Here is a 17487-nt window from a genome sequence, read left to right on the forward strand (position 1 = left end):
GGTTTTCACCTTTCCTGACATGCGGCGCGTTGCAGTTCGTCCTGCGTTCCAACATCGTCCCATGTGCCGCCGGTCAGCGTGCCATCGGGGGCAATGGTTGTGCCATCAAGCAAATCGGCGCGGCGGCCATTGGCGCAATCAAACGCAATCGGCACCCGCTGCGTGGCAACCCAACGCTGCACCAACATCACCTCGGCACGCCGAACCGCGCTGTTTTCCATGCTTTTGACCATACCCGTGCGGTCAAGGGCGGCAAAGCGCGTCGAAACGGGGAACAGGTACGTCCACGGACGGTAGAGCACTTTGTCGGTGGGCGACGACAATATAATAACATCGGCAGGCAAAGCGTCTGTGGTGCGGTTGTACCACGTGTATTCATTCCAGATCGAAAACAGCAGCATACCGCCGCCAATCGCCGCCGGAACTGTCCATTTTGGCAAGCGCCCGCCAGACAGATGCCGCGCGATGATGATAAAGCCGAACAGCCCTGCCCCTGCACCAAGTGTTCCGATCAAATCCATCAGCATAGTGTATCATCTTTCATAAGGAGGCCCTTTTCACGATCGGGTCACGATCTGGCACCGCGGGCAGACCCGATCGCAGATTGCATGGTCCGCACCACCACAAACGCATCGCGCAGGTGCGAACGTTCAAAATCGGACAGGTCAGAAGGCGCCATAAAGTTATCAGGCTTGCGGCCAGACCGGATAAGCCGCGCTTGGTTTTCAAGGCGGATTTCGGCGATCATATCATAAGCCTCGATCAGATCACGCGCGCCGGAAATTGAGATCACACCGGCATCCTCGGCGGCCAGAAGGCGGGCGCGGGTGTTGACCACTGGCAACTTTCCTATCAGCGCATAGACGCGGCCAAGGTCGGTGACAGGCACGACACCGCTGTGCTTTAGGTCGATATGGTTTTTGTGTTCGCCCGACCGGATGGTGGCAAAGCCGCGCAGCAGGCCAAGCGGCGGCGAGTGCGTGAGGCTGTTCGAAATCATATGCGCAACAAAGATCGAGTTTTTCGCCGCCATTTGCAGCGTTTCATCCTGCAAATCCCGAAACAGGCTGACAGCCCCCCCGATAGGGCGCAAGTCGAACATCACGCTGGCCAGCATTTGCGCCGTTGGATCGGGGGTATTAACCCATTTGCGGAAATACTCGCGCCACACCCGCACGGGTTGGCACCAGACCGGGTTGGTCGCCATCATATCGCCCGGGCAGTAGAAATAACCGGCCACGTCCAGCCCATCGCTGACAAATTTAGCAAGGGCTGCGAAATAAGGCATGTCGGCATCGGTCACACTGTCATCCAGCATCAGGCAATTGTCTTGGTCGGACACGCCGGTTTGTTCTTGGCGGCCTTGCGACCCGCAGGCCAGCCAAAGGTAGGGCACGGGGGCTGGGCCAAGCGTCGCCTCGGCCAAGGCCAGCAAGCGGCGGGTGACGGTATCGGCGATGTCGGTAATCAGGCGCGTTACCACCTCATGCGTGTTATGGCTGCCGACCAGTTGCACCAACAACGCCGGAATCCGGGCCGTAACGGCGGCCATTTCGGCCACAGTTTCGGCACTGGCGGCATCGCGCACAAGGCTGGCCGAGGAAACGGCGGCAAAGCGGGTCAGATCGGTTTGCGTGACCATGCCAACCAGCCGCGCGCCCTCGACCACCGGCAAATGGCCGATGCGGCGTTCCAGCATGATATGCAGGATATCCGAGCCCAAATCTTCGGGTGTCAGGGTCACGGGATCGCGGGTCATAATGCCCGACACGGGGCTGTTCGCGTCCAAACCAATGGCCAGCACTTTATTGGTCATATCGCGGGTCGTGACGATGCCATGAAACGCGTCACCATCAACCACACCAAGGCTGGACACATGGGCATCGCGCATTTTGGCGGCAGCTGCGCGGATCGTCTCATTCGGGCCAATGGTGACGGGCTTGCGCGCCATCAGATCGGCAACCTTTTGGGTGGTCAGATCGGCGCCCCGTGCCTCAGCCGTGCGGCCACGGCTGAAAAAGCGGGCAAAGGCGGGAGAGCCTGCGATCAGGCGCTTGAAATCAAGGGTCGGCAGCATCAGTGCCACCGTATCTTCGGTTGCGCGGGCGGTCGTGACGGCCAACCCGTCCCGCAACAGGCCACGTTCCCCAAAGGAATTGCGCGGGCCAAGCAGCGACACTAGCCCGCCAGAGGGCTCTAACACCTCGACCGAGCCGCGCTTGACCAAATAGATGCCGTTCAAGGGCAGGCCTGTTTTGTAAATCTCATCTCCGGCAGCGTATTCGCGGCGTTCAAACACGCCTGCAACCTGCGCCAGATCATCCTTTGACAGCGTGTCATAAGGGTGGACGGTTTCCAGAAAGCTGATGATGGCCGGGTTGGGCATAGTCATTTTCGGTCGTCCTGTATGGTGAAAATGCCCCCCGGTGCAACACCGGAGGGCAAGGTTGTTTTAGTGACCGGTTGCGGCGCCTGCACCTTTAGGGATGCGGATGCTTTCTACCAACTCTTGGATATGTGCTGGTGGCGCTTTTGTCGCGTTCGACACGAAGTAAGCCACAGCAAAGTTGATCAGTGCACCGACCGCACCGAAGGATGTCGATTTGATCGACAACAGCAGCGGGTTGGCATCAGTAAAGCTGTTGGTATCTGGAATGAAGAACCAGCCTTTGTGCAAGAAGATATACACAATGGTAACCAACAGGCCGGACAACATACCTGCCACAGCGCCCTTGTTGTTGATGCGCTTAGAGAAGATGCCCATCATCAAAGCTGGGAAGATCGACGAAGCAGCCAGACCAAAGGCAAGTGCCACGGTTTGGGCGGCAAAGCCCGGAGGGTTAAGACCAAGGTAAGTGGCGACCGCGATAGCAACGCTCATCGAGATACGCGCAGCCATCAACTCGTTCTTTTCCGAGATCTGTGGGTTCAACTGGCCTTTGATCAAATCGTGCGAGATCGCAGACGAGATCGCAAGCAGCAGGCCCGCAGCGGTAGACAAAGCAGCCGCAAGACCACCAGCCGCCACGAGGGCAATAACCCAGCCTGGCAAGTTGGCGATTTCAGGGTTGGCAAGAACCATGATGTCGTTGTTCACGGTCAGCTCGTTACCTGTCCAGCCTTTTGCAGCAGCCGCAGCATTGAACGCTTCGTCTTTGGACTTGTCGTTATAATACTGGATTTTGCCGTCGCCATTTTTGTCTTCGAACTTCAACAGACCGGTTTTTTCCCAGTTCTGCATCCACTGCAACTGAGGCTTGTTGGCGATGTCTTCTAGGGAAACCGCTTCGCCTGCCGTACCGTTTGGCCACATGGTTGTGGTCAGGTTCAGACGGCCCATTGCACCAACAGCTGGGGCAACCGTGTAAAGCAGTGCAATAAACACCAGCGCCCAGCCAGCCGACGAACGGGCGTCAGCCACTTTTGGCACAGTAAAGAAACGCACGATAACGTGTGGCAGACCCGCAGTACCGATCATCAGCGACATCGTGAACAAGAACATGTTCAAGGTTGTGTCGTGCTGTTGGGTATAGCTGGCAAAGCCAAGTTCCTGAATGATGTCGTTCAGCTTTTGCAACAATGGCAAGCCCGAAGCGGTATGATCCGAGAACAGGCCGATTGGTGGCAAGAACTGGCCAGTCAGTTGCAGCGAGATGAACACAGCCGGAATAGTATAGGCCAAGATCAACACAACATACTGCGCAACCTGTGTGTAGGTGATGCCCTTCATACCGCCAAGAACGGCGTAAAAGAACACAACGCCCGCGCCGATATACAGGCCTGTAGCGTTCGACACGTTAAGGAAGCGCGAGAAGGCAACGCCAACACCGGTCATCTGGCCGATAACATAGGTTACCGATGCGATGATCAGGCAGACAACGGCAACCATACGCGCCGAAGGGCTGTAGAAGCGGTCGCCGATAAATTCTGGCACTGTGAATTTGCCGAACTTACGCAGGTAAGGGGCAAGCAACATCGCCAGCAGCACGTAGCCACCGGTCCAGCCCATCAGATAGGCCGATGTGTCATACCCGCCGAACGAGATAAGACCCGCCATCGAGATGAACGACGCCGCCGACATCCAGTCGGCGCCAGTTGCCATACCGTTCAGAACGGGGTGAACCGCGCCACCAGCGGCATAAAATTCAGCGGTCGAGCCCGCACGGGCCCAGATCGCGATACCAAAGTACAACGCGAAAGACGCGCCGACAAAGATAAGGTTGAGGGTAAACTGATCCATGTTTCCTGATTTCCCTTATTCTTCCACGCCGAATTCGGCGTCGATTTTACCCATCTTCCAAGCGTAGAAGAAAATCAGCACGAGAAAGACCAGAATGGATCCTTGCTGTGCAAACCAAAAGCCAAGGTCAGTGCCCCCGACAGCGATACCCGAAAGCATTGGGCGCAGAAGAATGCCAAAGCCGAATGAGCACATGAACCAGATGACCAAGCTAATGCTGATGATCCGGATATTCGCGGCCCAATAGGCGTTGGACGATGATTTGTCCGCCATTTGCGTAACTCCCTTTTTTGTTCCCTCAACCACCTCTCCAGAACAGAGAGGCAGCCCTTCCCTTTACGCCATCACCTTGGCGACAGCGGCCTGCATGGCGGCTGCGACGGATGCGATATCGGCCATCGCATCAACCGTTTCCAGAACACCAAGATCGCTGTAATAGGTGATAAGCGGTGCCGTCTGGGCGTGATACGCAGCAAGCCGCGCCCCCGCCGTTTCGGCATTATCGTCAGCACGGCGTTTGAAATCCGTGCCACCGCATTTGTCGCAAACACCTGCTTTTGCAGGTTGTTTGAACGTATCGTGATAGCCTTCGCCGCAACCCGCGCAGGTATAGCGCCCTGCAACGCGGGCAATCATCGGTGCGTCTTCGACTTCCATCGAGATCACCGAATTCACGCGTTGGCCAGTGCTTTTCAGCAAGCCGTCCAATGCCTCGGCTTGCCCCGCAGTGCGGGGAAAGCCGTCTAATATCACGCCCTTACGGGTATCAGGATCGGCCATGCGGTCCTTTAGGATCGCCAGCACGATATCATCCGACACAAGGCCGCCCGCGGCCATAACAGCCTTGGCCTGTTTGCCAGCCTCGGTGCCCGCAGCCACCGCCGCGCGCAGCAAATCGCCCGTCGACAGCTGCACAAGGCCAAAGCGTTCCTCTAGCATCCGCGCTTGGGTGCCTTTGCCGGCCCCGGGGGGGCCAAGCAATATAAGGACAACTGGGTTTGAAGTTGCGTCAGTCATGCCTCAGCTCCGGTTCATACGGTTATCGATCAGCTCATCCACCACCGATGGATCGGCCAGCGTCGAGGTGTCGCCAAGGGCTGCAAAATCGTTTTCGGCGATTTTGCGCAGAATGCGGCGCATGATCTTGCCCGAGCGGGTTTTCGGCAGGCCCGGTGCCCATTGGATAAGGTCCGGGCTGGCAATCGGGCCAATTTCAGTACGAACCCATTTGACCAGCTCTTTGCGCAACTCATCCGTAGGCTCAACATCGTTCATCAAGGTCACATAGGCATAAATGCCTTGGCCCTTAATTTCGTGCGGATAACCAACCACGGCGGCCTCGGCGACCAGCGCGTGGGCGACCAATGCCGATTCAACCTCGGCTGTGCCCATACGGTGGCCCGAAACGTTAATCACGTCATCAACGCGACCAGTGATCCAGTAGTACCCATCGGCATCGCGGCGGCAGCCGTCACCGGTAAAATAGTAACCGGGGTATTGGCTGAAATAGGCCTCTTCAAACCGCGCATGATCGCCCCAAAGCGTGCGCATCTGGCCCGGCCAACTGTCGGCGATGCAAAGCACACCTTCGGCCACGGTTTCGGCTTGAACGGCAGCATTCGCAGGGTCCAACACGATGGGCGCTACACCAAAGAACGGCTTGGTGGCCGAACCCGGTTTTTGCGGAATAGCACCCGGAAGTGGCGTCACCAAATGGCCACCGGTTTCGGTTTGCCAGAAGGTATCAACGATCGGGCATTTGCCTTTGCCGACATTGGTATTGTACCAGTTCCACGCCTCGGGGTTTATCGGCTCTCCGACCGAGCCTAGCAGCTTCAGGCTGGAAAGGTCATGCTTTTCAACCCATTCGGTGCCTTGGCCCATCAGCGCACGAATGGCGGTTGGCGCGGTGTAGAATTGGTTCACCTTATGCTTGGCGCACACTTCCCAGAAGCGGCCTGCGTCTGGATAGGTTGGCACGCCTTCGAACATGACCGTGGTCGCGCCATTCGCCAGCGGGCCATAGATAATATAGCTGTGGCCAGTCACCCAGCCGACATCGGCGGTACACCAGAACACATCGCCGTCATGGTAATCAAAGGTCATCTGATGCGTCATCGCCGCATAAACCAGATAGCCGCCCGACGTATGCACAACGCCCTTTGGCTTGCCGGTAGAACCTGATGTATAAAGGATGAACAGCGGATCTTCGGCGTTCATTTCCACATAGGAGCAATAAGGTGCCGCCTCGGCCATTTCAGCCTTAACATCGATATCGCGACCATCAACCCACGTGGTTTGATCGCCAGTGTGCTTCACAACAAGGCACTTCACGCGGTCATCGCAGTGCAGCAGTGCCGCATCTGTGTTGGCCTTTAGCGCTGTTTTGCGGCCACCACGGGGCGCGAAATCGGCGGTGATCACGCATTTTGCCTCGGACCCGTTGATCCGGTTGGCCAGCGCATCCGGCGAGAAGCCCGCGAACACGATAGAGTGGATTGCGCCGATACGGGCACAGGCCAGCATGGCATAGGCCGCCTCGGGGATCATCGGCAGATAGATGACAACGCGGTCACCCTTTTTCACGCCGTGGGCCTTTAGCACGTTCGCCATGCGGCACGTGTTTTCCAGCAATTGCGCATAGGTGATGTGCTGGGCAGGCGTATCGGGGTGATCGGGCTCCCAGATAATCGCGGTTTGGTTGGCGCGGGTGGTCATGTGACGGTCAACGCAGTTTGCGGACACGTTCAGATTGCCATCCTCGAACCATTTGATCGAGACTTCGCCCAGCTTAAAATTGGTATCTTTGACTTTGGTAAACGGCTTAATCCAATCAATCCGCTTGCCTTGCTCGGCCCAAAAGGCGACCGGATCGGCCATAGATGCGGCATACATCGCCTCATAGGCGGCAGCATCTACATGCGCATTTGCGATAAACTCATCTGAAGCTGGATAGACCGTACCGGCCTGAACGGGTTGCGACATGACTGTTCCTCCTCATAACGGGCAAGCGTTTGCCCCTGGGCGCCACCCACAAAGCGCGGCGGCTACACTCTCCCTTGGATGCACTTTAGCACAACAGTCAATTTTTACGTAACTCTTTTTGAAACAATGATTTTCTTGTAAATTAATTTACGAATAGGGAGTCGTATTTGTAAATTTAGAAAATTGAGGCAATTTTTTGGCATTGTTTTTCAAGCTGATAGCCATTCACAAAACTGTGACAATTTGCGCAACATGCTGCTGTATAGGCTTGTCCTGTACAGCTTACCCTGCGTTACGCGATTAACAACAGGTTTTTACTGCGCGCCCCTCAGGACGCCTTATCAGACCAATGATTCGGGTGATTCGCCTTGGGGTGGTGCATCCAGCATCGCCGCAACGGCCATCTTCAGCGGTTCAAGCTGGCTTGTTTTGGGCAAGCCCCCCCTATATCAATTGGGTGCTGCCACCAGCGAGGCCCCGAGTGAAACAAAATCCAGCGCCGCCAGCAGATGCGCTTGAACGCGCCACAGAACAGGGTTTTCTGGCACTGCCCTTTGCTGCGCTTGCCTATACCGCCGAGGATGGCTTTGCAGGGATCAGCCGTATCGCATTGGGGCAAGATGCGGCGGGCACACCAATGACGCTGATTTCGGCGCTTGCCCCGCATTTTGTCGCCCTGAAGGCGCAACCCGTCTGTGCGTTGATGCTGGGCGAGCCGGGGCCAAAGGGCGACCCGCTGACCCATCCGCGCCTGAGGCTGCGAGCCTCGGCCCGCTTTGCTGACCCTGCCGAGCGCAGCGTTTTGCGCGATCTGTGGCTGGCAACCCACCCCAAAGCCAAGCTCTATATTGATTTCGCCGATTTTGCCTTTGTCCGGCTGGTGCCGCTTGGTGGCTTGCTGAATGGTGGTTTTGGCAAGGCCCGCACCATTACAGCCCAAGATCTGGCCGCAAAACCGGCGTGACCCATGCCAAAGGCGGGCCGTTTCCAGCCCGCCTTATCCCGTAACCGCCAATCCAGTTTAGTTCGGGTTGTCGCAACGGATAGTCGCTTGCACCCGCCCGCGCACGGCCTGCGGCCAACGCAAATTGACCATGCGACTGTTGGTGCCTTTTTCCGTTTCTGCATATGGCAACGAATAGTCCGTAGCATTCGCTGCATTTCGAATGGCGTTTTCCGTCGTCAACGCAGACAGATTGCGCGCCCGTGCGCCAAAGGGCAGATAACCGCCCGTATCGACAACCCAAGTATTGGACTCGGTGTTTTGATCATGTTGAATCGTCACTGGGCTTTGCGTGATTTGGTTCACGCCGTTAAACGCATTCGCCCCGACGTTAATATTGCGAAAGCGTGCAAAATCCAGCGTCGCAAAAGTGGTATCGACCGTATCTACCCTGTCAATATTGGTATTGACGGTGCGAAACGCGTTATCGCTCATCGAAAAGCCGTTGATGAAATGGCCGGGCCCGTATGGCTTTATCACAACAAAACTGGCCGATGCTGCGGTATCGCTGCTGGTAAAGATATTGCCCGTGATCGTCAGGCCCCCAAAGGAATATTCCGAGTTAAACTCCGGCTCGGAATCATGCTCATTGCCCCATTCGATATAGCAGTTATCAATGTAATTGCCGGTAACCAGCGTTTTGACGTTGGTCGAGGTAAAGACAACACCGGCCCGCCGCACCCCTGCCGTTTCATCATCTCCTTGGAAAAAGTGATTGCCGGAAAGTATAGTCCCTGACCCACCCAAAATCGCGAAATGCGCAAAGCGGACGATGCGATTGTTGCGGATTTTGGGGTCGTTGGCGTTGATATTCATCGCGATGGTCGTGCGATCTTGCACACGGGCTGGCTGCTCGTTTGATAAAAACTGGCATTGATCAACATGCAGGCCTTGGCAGCCTTCACCAATCGAGGTGATCCCGCGATCTTTGGGTTTATTGAACGTGCTGTCGGAAATGATGTTCCCGATCCCCGCCGGCGGCAGCATAATCGCGCTGGAACGTCCGTTGCACTGAAACTCCATATCCTTGATCTCAAACCGGCCCAGTTTTGCAAAACCGCTGAAATCCAACAGATATTTGTAGCGCGTGAACGTATAGGTGCGCGTGCCCGATGCCCCCCACAAAGGTCGGCTTAGGGTAACCGTGCCTGCGCCAACATCTTTTGACATCACATAGATTTCGCGGCCAACACCTGTACCCGTCACGCGTGAGCCCACGATAATATTGGCCACATTCGCAACCGCCGTCAGGCGAAATGCGTTGGAGCTTGGGGTATAGGTGGCAACCGAGGTCGCCGTCTCATCATCCCACGCGGTAGAGATGCCTGCCTCAATCATCCCGTTTGCCAAAACACGGCGTTGCACCAATGTCGTCAGGCCCGACACAGCCGCCACATCGACCGGAGATTTCAGGATAACGCGCCGCCCGCCCAGATCAAATACCGAATGGTCCGAATAGTAAAACAACACCTGCAGCCCGCGCCGAAAGCCGTCTTCCTCATCGCCAAAGGCCGAGGTGTAGGTATCAAGGTTATAGTCGCGCGTGCAGGCAAGGCGGTATTGATCGGGCATCGTGACAGTGCCCTCAAACCGCACTTTGCTGGTCAAGGTGACGTTGGTGTTCAGAAAATAGGTGCCTTTGGACACAAGCACCGCCACCTCATTTTCACGCGCATAGGTATCGGCGGCATCAAAGGCCGAGGCGTCATCGGTCGTGCCATCGCCCATTGCGCCAAAGTCGCGCACATCCACCCAATCCATCAAATCGCGCAAAAAGGCCGAGGTGATATCTTCGATCTCGATATCATCAATCCGCACAACACCGCCGTTTGACCCCGTCAGATCAAGGCCGAAATGCCCGTACACAGGCGTCGTGCCCCAGGCCATATCAACGCCCGTACGGTTCGACGTGGCGATGATCGCCGACACGGTCACAACCTTACCATAGGACGTGAGGGCCACCGATGGCCCAACCTGCGTGACGCCGGGTACGTTGGTATTGGTCGACGAACCCGCCCAGCCCGCAATGCGTACCGACGGCAAACTGCCCGAGATCGCCTTAACCCGCGCCGTCACCCGCAAATACATCCCCGGAATAATCGGGGTTTCCCCATAAGACCGCAGTTTTTGTGTGGATGATATTTTTAGCAGTTCTAAACAGCCGCCGAAATCGGCATCAGCGGGCACATAGGCTGCATTGGGCTGGCTGCCATAACTGCCCGAACCGACCGTTCCATCCTCACGCGACCACAGGTTAAGCCCTGCTGAAAACGGGGGGGGCGTTAGCACCAGCCCGTCAGTAATCACCTTATTCATTGATCCAAACCCTCACGTTTTGTGCGCATTTCGCAAGACAAGCCGTTGGCGGCCTACCGTGACAGGGAACAGGATTAGTAAGGTTCGGTTAATTCAGGCTAAGACCAGCGTTCGGTGCCCCTTGGCCCAGACGCAACAATTAGGAGCAACACACCGCGCGCCAAAGCTCACTTATGCGCTGCAAGGTCACGCAGCATTTGTGCGGCGGCACTGTCGGGCGTCATCTCGCCGCGTGCCACAGCCGCGCCCATCGCACCCATCGCAGCACGGATTTTGGGCTGTTCGGTCAACGCCCGCAACAGGCCTTGGCGCACCTCATCTTCAAACCAATGGCGGGATTGGGTGGCGCGGCGTGTGTCCCAATGCCCATGGCTTTGTCGCCAATCGCGCAGGGTCTTCATTTCCGCCCATGCCACCTCAAGCCCCGCCAGTTCCAGCGCCGAAACCGTCATCGCCTTGGGAAAGCCATCAGGGTCTTGTGGCCTGCGGCGCAGCAAGCGCAAGGCACCGGCATAATCGGCACAGGTCCGCATCGCCGCCGCTTTCAAATCGCCATCGGCTTTGTTGACCAAGATAATATCGGCCATCTCCATGATCCCGCGCTTCACGCCTTGCAGCTCATCCCCGCCCGCAGGGGCCAGCAGCAGAATGAACAAATCGCTTAGCTCGGCGACCACCGTTTCCGATTGGCCAACCCCTACGGTCTCAATTAGCACCACGTCAAACCCCGCCGCCTCACACAGCCCCACCGCCTCACGCGTGCGACGCGCGACACCGCCCAAGTGGGTTTGGCTGGGGGACGGACGGATAAAGGCCATCGGCTCACGGCTTAACCGCTCCATCCGCGTTTTATCGCCAAGGATCGATCCCCCCGACCGCGCCGAAGACGGATCCACCGCCAACACCGCCACCCGCAACCCCTGCGCCACCAGCATCAGGCCAAAGCTTTCAATAAACGTCGATTTGCCCACACCGGGCGTCCCCGACAGCCCGATGCGCAGCGCTTGCCGCCCGCCACCGCGCAATCGGTCGGCCAGTTCCAACGCCTGCACACGATGCTCGGCCCGCGTTGATTCGACCAATGTGATCGCCCGCGCCAAAGCCCGCCGGTCACCCGCCGTGATCTTTTCTGCAATATCTGAAATATCCATTGGCGGCTCCGGCAAGGTTTCGCTTGATTTACGGGGGTTTTGGTACAAGGTGACGGCTTTGTCATCTTTCTTCCCGTGGTTAAGGGTTTTTTGCCTCGCGCCAGCGCTATATTCCAGAGGGTACGACGAAAAATATGCCCGAAACGGCCAAAACATATAAAAGAACTGAGGAAAGCATGACAAAATCGCTTCGCATTGCCACACTGGCCCTATCCATTTTCGCTGCCCTCCCCGTTACTGCAATTGCCCAGCAGGTCGAAGACAAGGCCACCTTTGACGTTGTGATCCGTGGTATCAGCGCCGCCACCCTTGCCTTTTCGGGGGTTGAGGAAAACGGTAATTATGCCGTATCAGGCGTGCTGAAAAGCGCAGGCCTTGCCGCGATGTTTCGTAAAATCAGCTATACCGCCACCGCCAAAGGCGCGGTTTCCGGCAGCCGCTACACGCCTTTCAGCTATGTCGAAAAATCCGACAATGGCAAAAAGCAATCGACCAGCAAGATGACCTATACCCGCGGCGTGCCAAGCGCCGTGCAATACACCCCCGCCCGTGAGGCCCGCGAAAAAGAGGTGAGCCCCGCCACTCAGGGCGGCACGGTTGACACCTTGACCGCGCTTTACGCCATCTTGCGCGATGTCGATGCAGGGCAGGAATGCAGGATCAGCCTGAAAATGTATGATGGTCGCTATGTCAGTTCGATTGCCACGTCAAAGCCGCAGGCCAAAGGCAAATCGGTGATCTGTTCGGGCCAGTACCGCCGCATCGCGGGCTTTAAACCCGATGATATGGCCGAGCGTACGACCTTTCCCTTTAGCCTAACCTACCAGCCCGCAGCCAATGGCCGCATGCGGGTGACCGAGGTGGCGATGGAGTCTCTCTATGGTAAAGCCGCTATGAAACGCCGATAAGGGCGCGGTGAATACAGCTGTCCAACCCCTTCCCATTGACGAGGCGCTGCCCCGTCTGATCGCGGCACTGCGCGCGCGCGGCATGGCTGTGCTGCAAGCCCCCCCCGGCGCAGGCAAAACCACCCGCGTGCCTTTGGCGATGCTAGAAGCGGAGCTATGCAATGGCCGCATTTTGATGCTAGAGCCCCGCCGCCTTGCTGCGCGGTCCTCGGCCGAAAGGATGGCCGAAACGCTGGGCGAACCTGTGGGGCAAACCGTTGGCTACCGAGTGCGGGGCGACTCCAAGGTCAGCCGCGCCACGCGGATTGAGGTGGTGACCGAAGGCATCCTGACGCGGATGATCCAATCCGACCCCGGCCTTGACGGCATCGGCGCGGTGATCTTTGACGAATTCCACGAACGCAGCCTGAATGCTGATCTTGGCCTTGCGCTGACGCTGGAACTGCGCAGCGCGTTGCGTGATGACCTTATTTTGCTGGTCATGTCGGCCACGCTTGATGCTGCCCCTGTCGCCGCCCTGATGGGTGACGCGCCACTCATCACGTCTGAGGGCCGCGCCTTTCCCGTTGAAACCTGCTGGCTGCCCCGCCCCATGCCCGCCCGCGCGCGGCTGGAAACCGAGGCGGCCGCGCTGATTTTGCAAGCCTTAGAGGAATGCCCCGACGGTGGCCTGCTTGCCTTCCTGCCCGGCGAAGGCGAAATTCGCCGGGTTGAATCCGCGCTAAAGGGCCGCCTGCCCGATGGGTGCATCATCCGCCCGCTGTTCGGGAATATGTCTTTTGCCGACCAACGCGCTGCCCTTGCACCCCAAGCGACAGGTCGCAAGATCGTGCTGGCCACCGCCATTGCCGAAACCTCGCTGACGCTGCCCGATATCCGTGTGGTGGTTGATGCAGGCCGGTCGCGCCGTGCAAGGTTTGACGCCAATTCCGGCATGTCACGCCTTGTCACTGAACGGGTCACAAAGGCCGAGGCCGAACAACGCCGTGGCCGCGCAGGCCGTGTCGCCCCCGGCACCTGTTACCGTTTGTGGACCAAAGGCGAAGAAGGCGGCATGGCCCCCTTTCCGCCCGCCGAAATAGAGGCCGCAGACCTCACCCCGCTGGCGCTGGAACTCGCACTTTGGGGCAGCGCCGAAGGGCTGGCGTTCCTGACGCCCCCCAATCCGGGCGTGATGGCCGAGGCCCATGTGCTGCTCACATCGCTTGGTGCGTTGCAAAACGGGCGCATCACCGACCATGGCCGCGCACTGGCCGCATTGCCGTTGCACCCGCGCCTTGGCCATATGTTGCAAACCGCCGGTGCCGGCCCCGATGCCGCCACGCTTGCCGCCCTTTTGGCCGAGCGCGACCCGCTGCGCGGCGCCCCGCCAGATCTGGCCCTGCGTCTTGCCGCCATCGCCAACCCGCGCCGGTTTGAAGAAACGCACCCCTACTCCCCAGATCGCGGCGTGATTGAGCGTATAAAGTCCGAGGTTAAACGGCTGGCGCAATCCAACACCCCCAGCGACCTTACCCCCGGCCAACTCGCCGCCCTCGCCTACCCCGACCGCATCGGCTTGCGGCGTAAAGGCGATGTGCCGCGCTACATCCTGTCAGGTGGCAAAGGCGCTGTGATGGACGCGGGCACGCCCCTTGCCGCCCACCGCCTGATCGTCGCCACCGATCTTGACGGCGACGCGCGAGAGGCCAAAATCCGCCAAGCCGCGCCCCTGCATGACGCCGACCTGCGCAGCCTGTTCGCCGATCAAATTACTTGGGTCGATGTCTGCGAATGGTCGCGCCGCGAAGGCAAAATCACTGCCCGCAAACAAGAACGCTTTGGCGCGCTGGTGCTGGAGGATCGCGCTTGGCCCGATGCCCCGCCCGAGGCAATGGCCGTGGCCGCCTTTGACGGCTTGCGCGTGCTTGGCCTGCCGTGGACGCCCGCCGCCCAACGCCTGCGCGCCCGTGTCAACCTGTGTCGCGCTGATGGTTCTGATCTTCCCGATCTATCCGATACCGCCCTGCTAGCAAGCGCCGATTGGCTACTGCCTTACCTGGCCAACTGCCGCACCGAAGGCCAACTGCGCAACCTTGACCTGACCGAGGCCCTGCGCGCCCATATCGGCTGGGACGCGATGCAACTGCTGGACCGGTTGACGCCATCGCATTTTGAAACGCCCTTGGGCCGCCGCATTCCAATTGATTATGACGGCGAAGCACCGGGAATTGAGCTGCGTTTGCAAGAAATGTTTGGCGTGACCACCCACCCCTGCGTGGGGCCAAAGGCGTTACCGCTGCGGATCACCCTGCTGTCACCCGCCAGCAAACCCGTGCAGGTGACGATGGATTTGCCGGGGTTTTGGACCAATTCTTATGCGGATGTACGCAAAGACATGCGCGGCCGCTACCCCCGCCACCCGTGGCCCGAGGACCCGCGCGAGGCAGACCCGACGCTGCGCGCCAAACCGCGTGGCACCTAAAGCGAAAACAGCCCCTTAGGCAGCTCGGGCGCCAAGTTCGCACCGATCAGCAGGCCGCATAATCCGCTGCCGCACCACACGTCGACCGATCAAAGCCAGTGCTTCATCCGCCTGCAACACCCGCCGCGCCGCAGGCATAGCCTGAACACGGTCATGCGCAGGGTTCGCCGCGACCTTGGCCGCGCGACACGGGAAAACGATAGACATCTGGCGTTCAAGGTGTAGCGTCTCGGCCGGAATCCCATCGGCGATAACAAGCTGGTGCTGCGCCAGTAACAACTGATGATAGCTGACCCTGCCCACGCCAACAGCCCGAAACACACCGGGAAGCCGCAGCAAATGCGCGGCAGCGACCAAGACCTCTGCCTCTCGAAACAGTCGCTGGCAATCAACGCCCGACAGCAAGACCAAATGATCGCCCGAGAGCCAAAGATCGCGATCATTGCTCAATACACCCGCCGAAATGCACACCGGCAAGGCCGAAGCCTGCGCAATCACCGACCTGCCGCCAACCCACGACACGCGCTGCGGGCCGTTATCAACCGTTTCCACCAAATCGCCTGACCGCAGGGTTTCCACCGCGCGCGCGCCTTTTGGTGTGGCAATCATCGTACCGGCAATGAAACTGGCCTGATTGCCGTTCAGACTCTGCGTCGTCCAGCGCTCACTGGCTGCGCCCAGATCTTGCCCACCACCCCAACCGGTGTTGATCGTCGCCATTTTGGCCTCATATTTTTTTAAACTGCTCTGGCCCTTTTTGCTGGGCCTTACGGCCAGAGTGATCGGGAATTATGGCATTTGAATGGAATTGGAAACAATTGCGGCCACAATCTCGCCACAATTGGGATTGATTGGCCGAGTTTTGGAACAAATATCCGTTCTTGCAACAGTTTGCGGCCATGAGGTGCCCCTAGCGTGTCGCCAATGTGTCTGCGACGGCTGTTGTGGAAACAATAGTCGCAAACTCGGCCAAAGTGCCAAGCGTGACCGAAAGAACCGTTTCCGGCCCGTGCCGCGCGCCATCCGGCCCTTTAAGGCCAAAACCGAACACAGCATCCTGCACCAAAGACACCGAAAACCCCAAGTCTGAAGCCATGCGCACGGTGCTGGCGACACAGTAATTTACCGCCGCGCCAATAATCACCAAATGCGCGACATCGGTGGCGTGCAAATGCGCCGCAAGTCCAGTTCCGGCAAAGGCCGAAGAGCCGTGCTTTACAAAAACGGGCTCGTCCGGCAAGTCCTGCGCACATGGCATCACCTCGCCGCCCGGAGTGCCCAGACGAAAGCTCGATTTGGGGTTTGGATCGTCGTGGCGGATATGAAAAACTGCAAGCCCCTTGCCGCGAAAGGCCGCGATCAGACTGGCGATATTGACCTCGGCATCGGGGTTAGAGCGCGGAATGCCCGCCGCAGTCCGGCGGGTAAACTCCATCTGGCAATCGATCACCAATAGCGCGGTGGCCATGGCTAGACTCCAAGGCACCAGCGCATGACGGCCTTTTGCGCGTGCAGTCGGTTTTCGGCCTCGTCGAAAATCACGGAATGCGGGCCGTCCATCACGGCGCTTGTTGCCTCATCGTTGCGATGCGCAGGTAGGCAATGCATGAACAACGCATCCGGCTTGGCCATTGCCATCAGGCGTTCATTCACCTGATAGCCACGCAGCTGGTTGTGGCGGCGTTCTTTGGCCGATTCAGGGTCATGCATAGACACCCAAGTGTCGGTGACGACCAAATCCGCGCCTGCAACGGCCTTGGCCGGATCACGCTCGACCACCACATTCACACCTTTGGAGCGGGCAAAATCGAGCCAAACAGGCTCCGGATCCAGCGTTTCGGGGCCCGTGAAGGTGAAATCAAAGCCAAACTGCCCTGCGGCATGCAAAAAGCTGGCGGCGACATTGTTGCCATCACCACACCAGACCACCTTTTTCCCTGCGATCGGGCCGCGCTTTTCCTCATACGTCATAACGTCGGCCATAATCTGGCACGGGTGGGTGCGGTTGGTCAGGCCATTGATCACGGGCACGGTGGCGTGCTCGGCCATCTCTTGCAGGGTGGCCTCTTCAAAGGTGCGGATCATGATCAGATCGACATAACGCGACAAAACCCGTGCGGTATCGGCGATGGTTTCACCATGGCCAAGTTGCATTTCTTTACCCGAGAGCACCATGGTTTGCCCGCCCAATTGGCGCACGCCCACATCAAACGATACGCGCGTCCGTGTCGAGGGTTTTTCAAAGATCAGCGCGACCATTTGGCCAGCCAACGGCTGATCATCATCAGGGGTCCCTTTGGGGCGGCCGTTGCGCGCGGCTTTCATGGCATGTGCAAGGTCAATCATGCCACGCAATTCGGTGGCGTCAGTGGTGTGGATGTCTAGGAAATGCTTCATCGTTTTGCTTTCTGGGAAAGCGC

The 17487-nt window shown here is 58.3% G+C and carries 14 protein-coding genes; 3 read left to right on the forward strand and 11 right to left on the reverse strand.

The window, feature by feature from the left end:
- Positions 1 to 5: 5 nt before the first annotated feature.
- From ACEN2J_RS02945 to acs, 6 genes are all read right to left on the reverse strand, one after another.
- Complete coding sequence (locus ACEN2J_RS02945; protein ID WP_442103153.1) at positions 6 to 527, reverse strand: hypothetical protein; 522 nt, start codon at positions 525 to 527, stop codon at positions 6 to 8.
- A 41-nt stretch (positions 528 to 568) separates the two neighbouring features.
- Positions 569 to 2392 carry a DUF294 nucleotidyltransferase-like domain-containing protein gene (locus ACEN2J_RS02950; RefSeq protein WP_442103155.1) on the reverse strand — a complete coding sequence of 608 codons (1824 nt, stop codon included), beginning with the start codon at positions 2390 to 2392 and terminating at the stop codon, positions 569 to 571.
- A 60-nt stretch (positions 2393 to 2452) separates the two neighbouring features.
- Positions 2453 to 4240: a sodium:solute symporter family protein gene (locus tag ACEN2J_RS02955; RefSeq protein ID WP_442103157.1), complete on the reverse strand. Its 1788-nt coding sequence runs from the start codon at positions 4238 to 4240 to the stop codon at positions 2453 to 2455.
- Positions 4241 to 4255: 15 nt separating this feature from the next.
- The gene (locus tag ACEN2J_RS02960; RefSeq protein ID WP_442103159.1) at positions 4256 to 4513 is read right to left on the reverse strand and encodes a DUF4212 domain-containing protein; all 258 of its coding nucleotides are present in this window, start codon (positions 4511 to 4513) and stop codon (positions 4256 to 4258) included.
- A gap of 63 nt (positions 4514 to 4576) precedes the next feature.
- Positions 4577 to 5257, reverse strand: a complete 681-nt coding sequence (locus ACEN2J_RS02965; protein ID WP_442103161.1) for an adenylate kinase — start codon at positions 5255 to 5257, stop codon at positions 4577 to 4579.
- A gap of 3 nt (positions 5258 to 5260) precedes the next feature.
- Positions 5261 to 7225 (reverse strand): acetate--CoA ligase, encoded by a 1965-nt coding sequence (gene acs / locus ACEN2J_RS02970; protein ID WP_442103162.1) that lies wholly within the window; start codon positions 7223 to 7225, stop codon positions 5261 to 5263.
- A 481-nt stretch (positions 7226 to 7706) separates the two neighbouring features.
- Between acs and ACEN2J_RS02975 the strand changes: the two genes are divergently transcribed.
- Complete coding sequence (locus ACEN2J_RS02975) at positions 7707 to 8189, forward strand: pyridoxamine 5-phosphate oxidase (protein WP_442103164.1); 483 nt, start codon at positions 7707 to 7709, stop codon at positions 8187 to 8189.
- 57 nt (positions 8190 to 8246) lie between these two features.
- On the opposite strand, the gene ACEN2J_RS02980 is transcribed toward ACEN2J_RS02975, so the two are convergent.
- Both ACEN2J_RS02980 and meaB read right to left on the reverse strand, forming a co-directional pair.
- Positions 8247 to 10544 (reverse strand): glycosyl hydrolase family 28-related protein, encoded by a 2298-nt coding sequence (locus ACEN2J_RS02980; RefSeq protein ID WP_442103165.1) that lies wholly within the window; start codon positions 10542 to 10544, stop codon positions 8247 to 8249.
- A 167-nt stretch (positions 10545 to 10711) separates the two neighbouring features.
- On the reverse strand, positions 10712 to 11695 hold the full coding sequence (gene meaB / locus ACEN2J_RS02985) for a methylmalonyl Co-A mutase-associated GTPase MeaB (RefSeq protein WP_442103167.1): 984 nt from the start codon (positions 11693 to 11695) through the stop codon (positions 10712 to 10714).
- A gap of 176 nt (positions 11696 to 11871) precedes the next feature.
- Between meaB and ACEN2J_RS02990 the strand changes: the two genes are divergently transcribed.
- On the forward strand, positions 11872 to 12603 hold the full coding sequence (locus ACEN2J_RS02990; protein ID WP_442103169.1) for a DUF3108 domain-containing protein: 732 nt from the start codon (positions 11872 to 11874) through the stop codon (positions 12601 to 12603).
- A 7-nt stretch (positions 12604 to 12610) separates the two neighbouring features.
- Complete coding sequence (gene hrpB / locus ACEN2J_RS02995) at positions 12611 to 15067, forward strand: ATP-dependent helicase HrpB (protein WP_442103171.1); 2457 nt, start codon at positions 12611 to 12613, stop codon at positions 15065 to 15067.
- Positions 15068 to 15082: 15 nt separating this feature from the next.
- On the opposite strand, the gene ACEN2J_RS03000 is transcribed toward hrpB, so the two are convergent.
- The 3 genes from ACEN2J_RS03000 to argF all read right to left on the reverse strand — a co-directional run bounded on the left by ACEN2J_RS03000 (position 15083) and on the right by argF (position 17464).
- Complete coding sequence (locus ACEN2J_RS03000) at positions 15083 to 15787, reverse strand: Hint domain-containing protein (protein ID WP_442103173.1); 705 nt, start codon at positions 15785 to 15787, stop codon at positions 15083 to 15085.
- Between the two features lie 190 nt (positions 15788 to 15977).
- Positions 15978 to 16535: a cysteine hydrolase family protein gene (locus ACEN2J_RS03005; RefSeq protein WP_442103175.1), complete on the reverse strand. Its 558-nt coding sequence runs from the start codon at positions 16533 to 16535 to the stop codon at positions 15978 to 15980.
- Positions 16536 to 16537: 2 nt separating this feature from the next.
- Positions 16538 to 17464 carry an ornithine carbamoyltransferase gene (gene argF, locus ACEN2J_RS03010; protein ID WP_442103177.1) on the reverse strand — a complete coding sequence of 309 codons (927 nt, stop codon included), beginning with the start codon at positions 17462 to 17464 and terminating at the stop codon, positions 16538 to 16540.
- Positions 17465 to 17487: the final 23 nt, after the last annotated feature.

Origin of the sequence: Pseudorhodobacter sp. W20_MBD10_FR17, from assembly GCF_052119765.1 — a bacterium.
In the GTDB taxonomy this organism is placed as follows: domain Bacteria; phylum Pseudomonadota; class Alphaproteobacteria; order Rhodobacterales; family Rhodobacteraceae; genus Pseudorhodobacter.

Coding starts and splice junctions, on each gene's coding strand:
- ACEN2J_RS02945 (WP_442103153.1), bottom strand. CDS start 527: ATGCTGATGGATTTGATCGGAACACTTGGTGCAGGGGCAGGGCTGTTC.
- ACEN2J_RS02950 (WP_442103155.1), bottom strand. CDS start 2,392: ATGACTATGCCCAACCCGGCCATCATCAGCTTTCTGGAAACCGTCCAC.
- ACEN2J_RS02955 (WP_442103157.1), bottom strand. CDS start 4,240: ATGGATCAGTTTACCCTCAACCTTATCTTTGTCGGCGCGTCTTTCGCG.
- ACEN2J_RS02960 (WP_442103159.1), bottom strand. CDS start 4,513: ATGGCGGACAAATCATCGTCCAACGCCTATTGGGCCGCGAATATCCGG.
- ACEN2J_RS02965 (WP_442103161.1), bottom strand. CDS start 5,257: ATGACTGACGCAACTTCAAACCCAGTTGTCCTTATATTGCTTGGCCCC.
- acs (WP_442103162.1), bottom strand. CDS start 7,225: ATGTCGCAACCCGTTCAGGCCGGTACGGTCTATCCAGCTTCAGATGAG.
- ACEN2J_RS02980 (WP_442103165.1), bottom strand. CDS start 10,544: ATGAATAAGGTGATTACTGACGGGCTGGTGCTAACGCCCCCCCCGTTT.
- meaB (WP_442103167.1), bottom strand. CDS start 11,695: ATGGATATTTCAGATATTGCAGAAAAGATCACGGCGGGTGACCGGCGG.
- ACEN2J_RS02990 (WP_442103169.1), top strand. CDS start 11,872: ATGACAAAATCGCTTCGCATTGCCACACTGGCCCTATCCATTTTCGCT.
- ACEN2J_RS03000 (WP_442103173.1), bottom strand. CDS start 15,787: ATGGCGACGATCAACACCGGTTGGGGTGGTGGGCAAGATCTGGGCGCA.
- ACEN2J_RS03005 (WP_442103175.1), bottom strand. CDS start 16,535: ATGGCCACCGCGCTATTGGTGATCGATTGCCAGATGGAGTTTACCCGC.
- argF (WP_442103177.1), bottom strand. CDS start 17,464: ATGAAGCATTTCCTAGACATCCACACCACTGACGCCACCGAATTGCGT.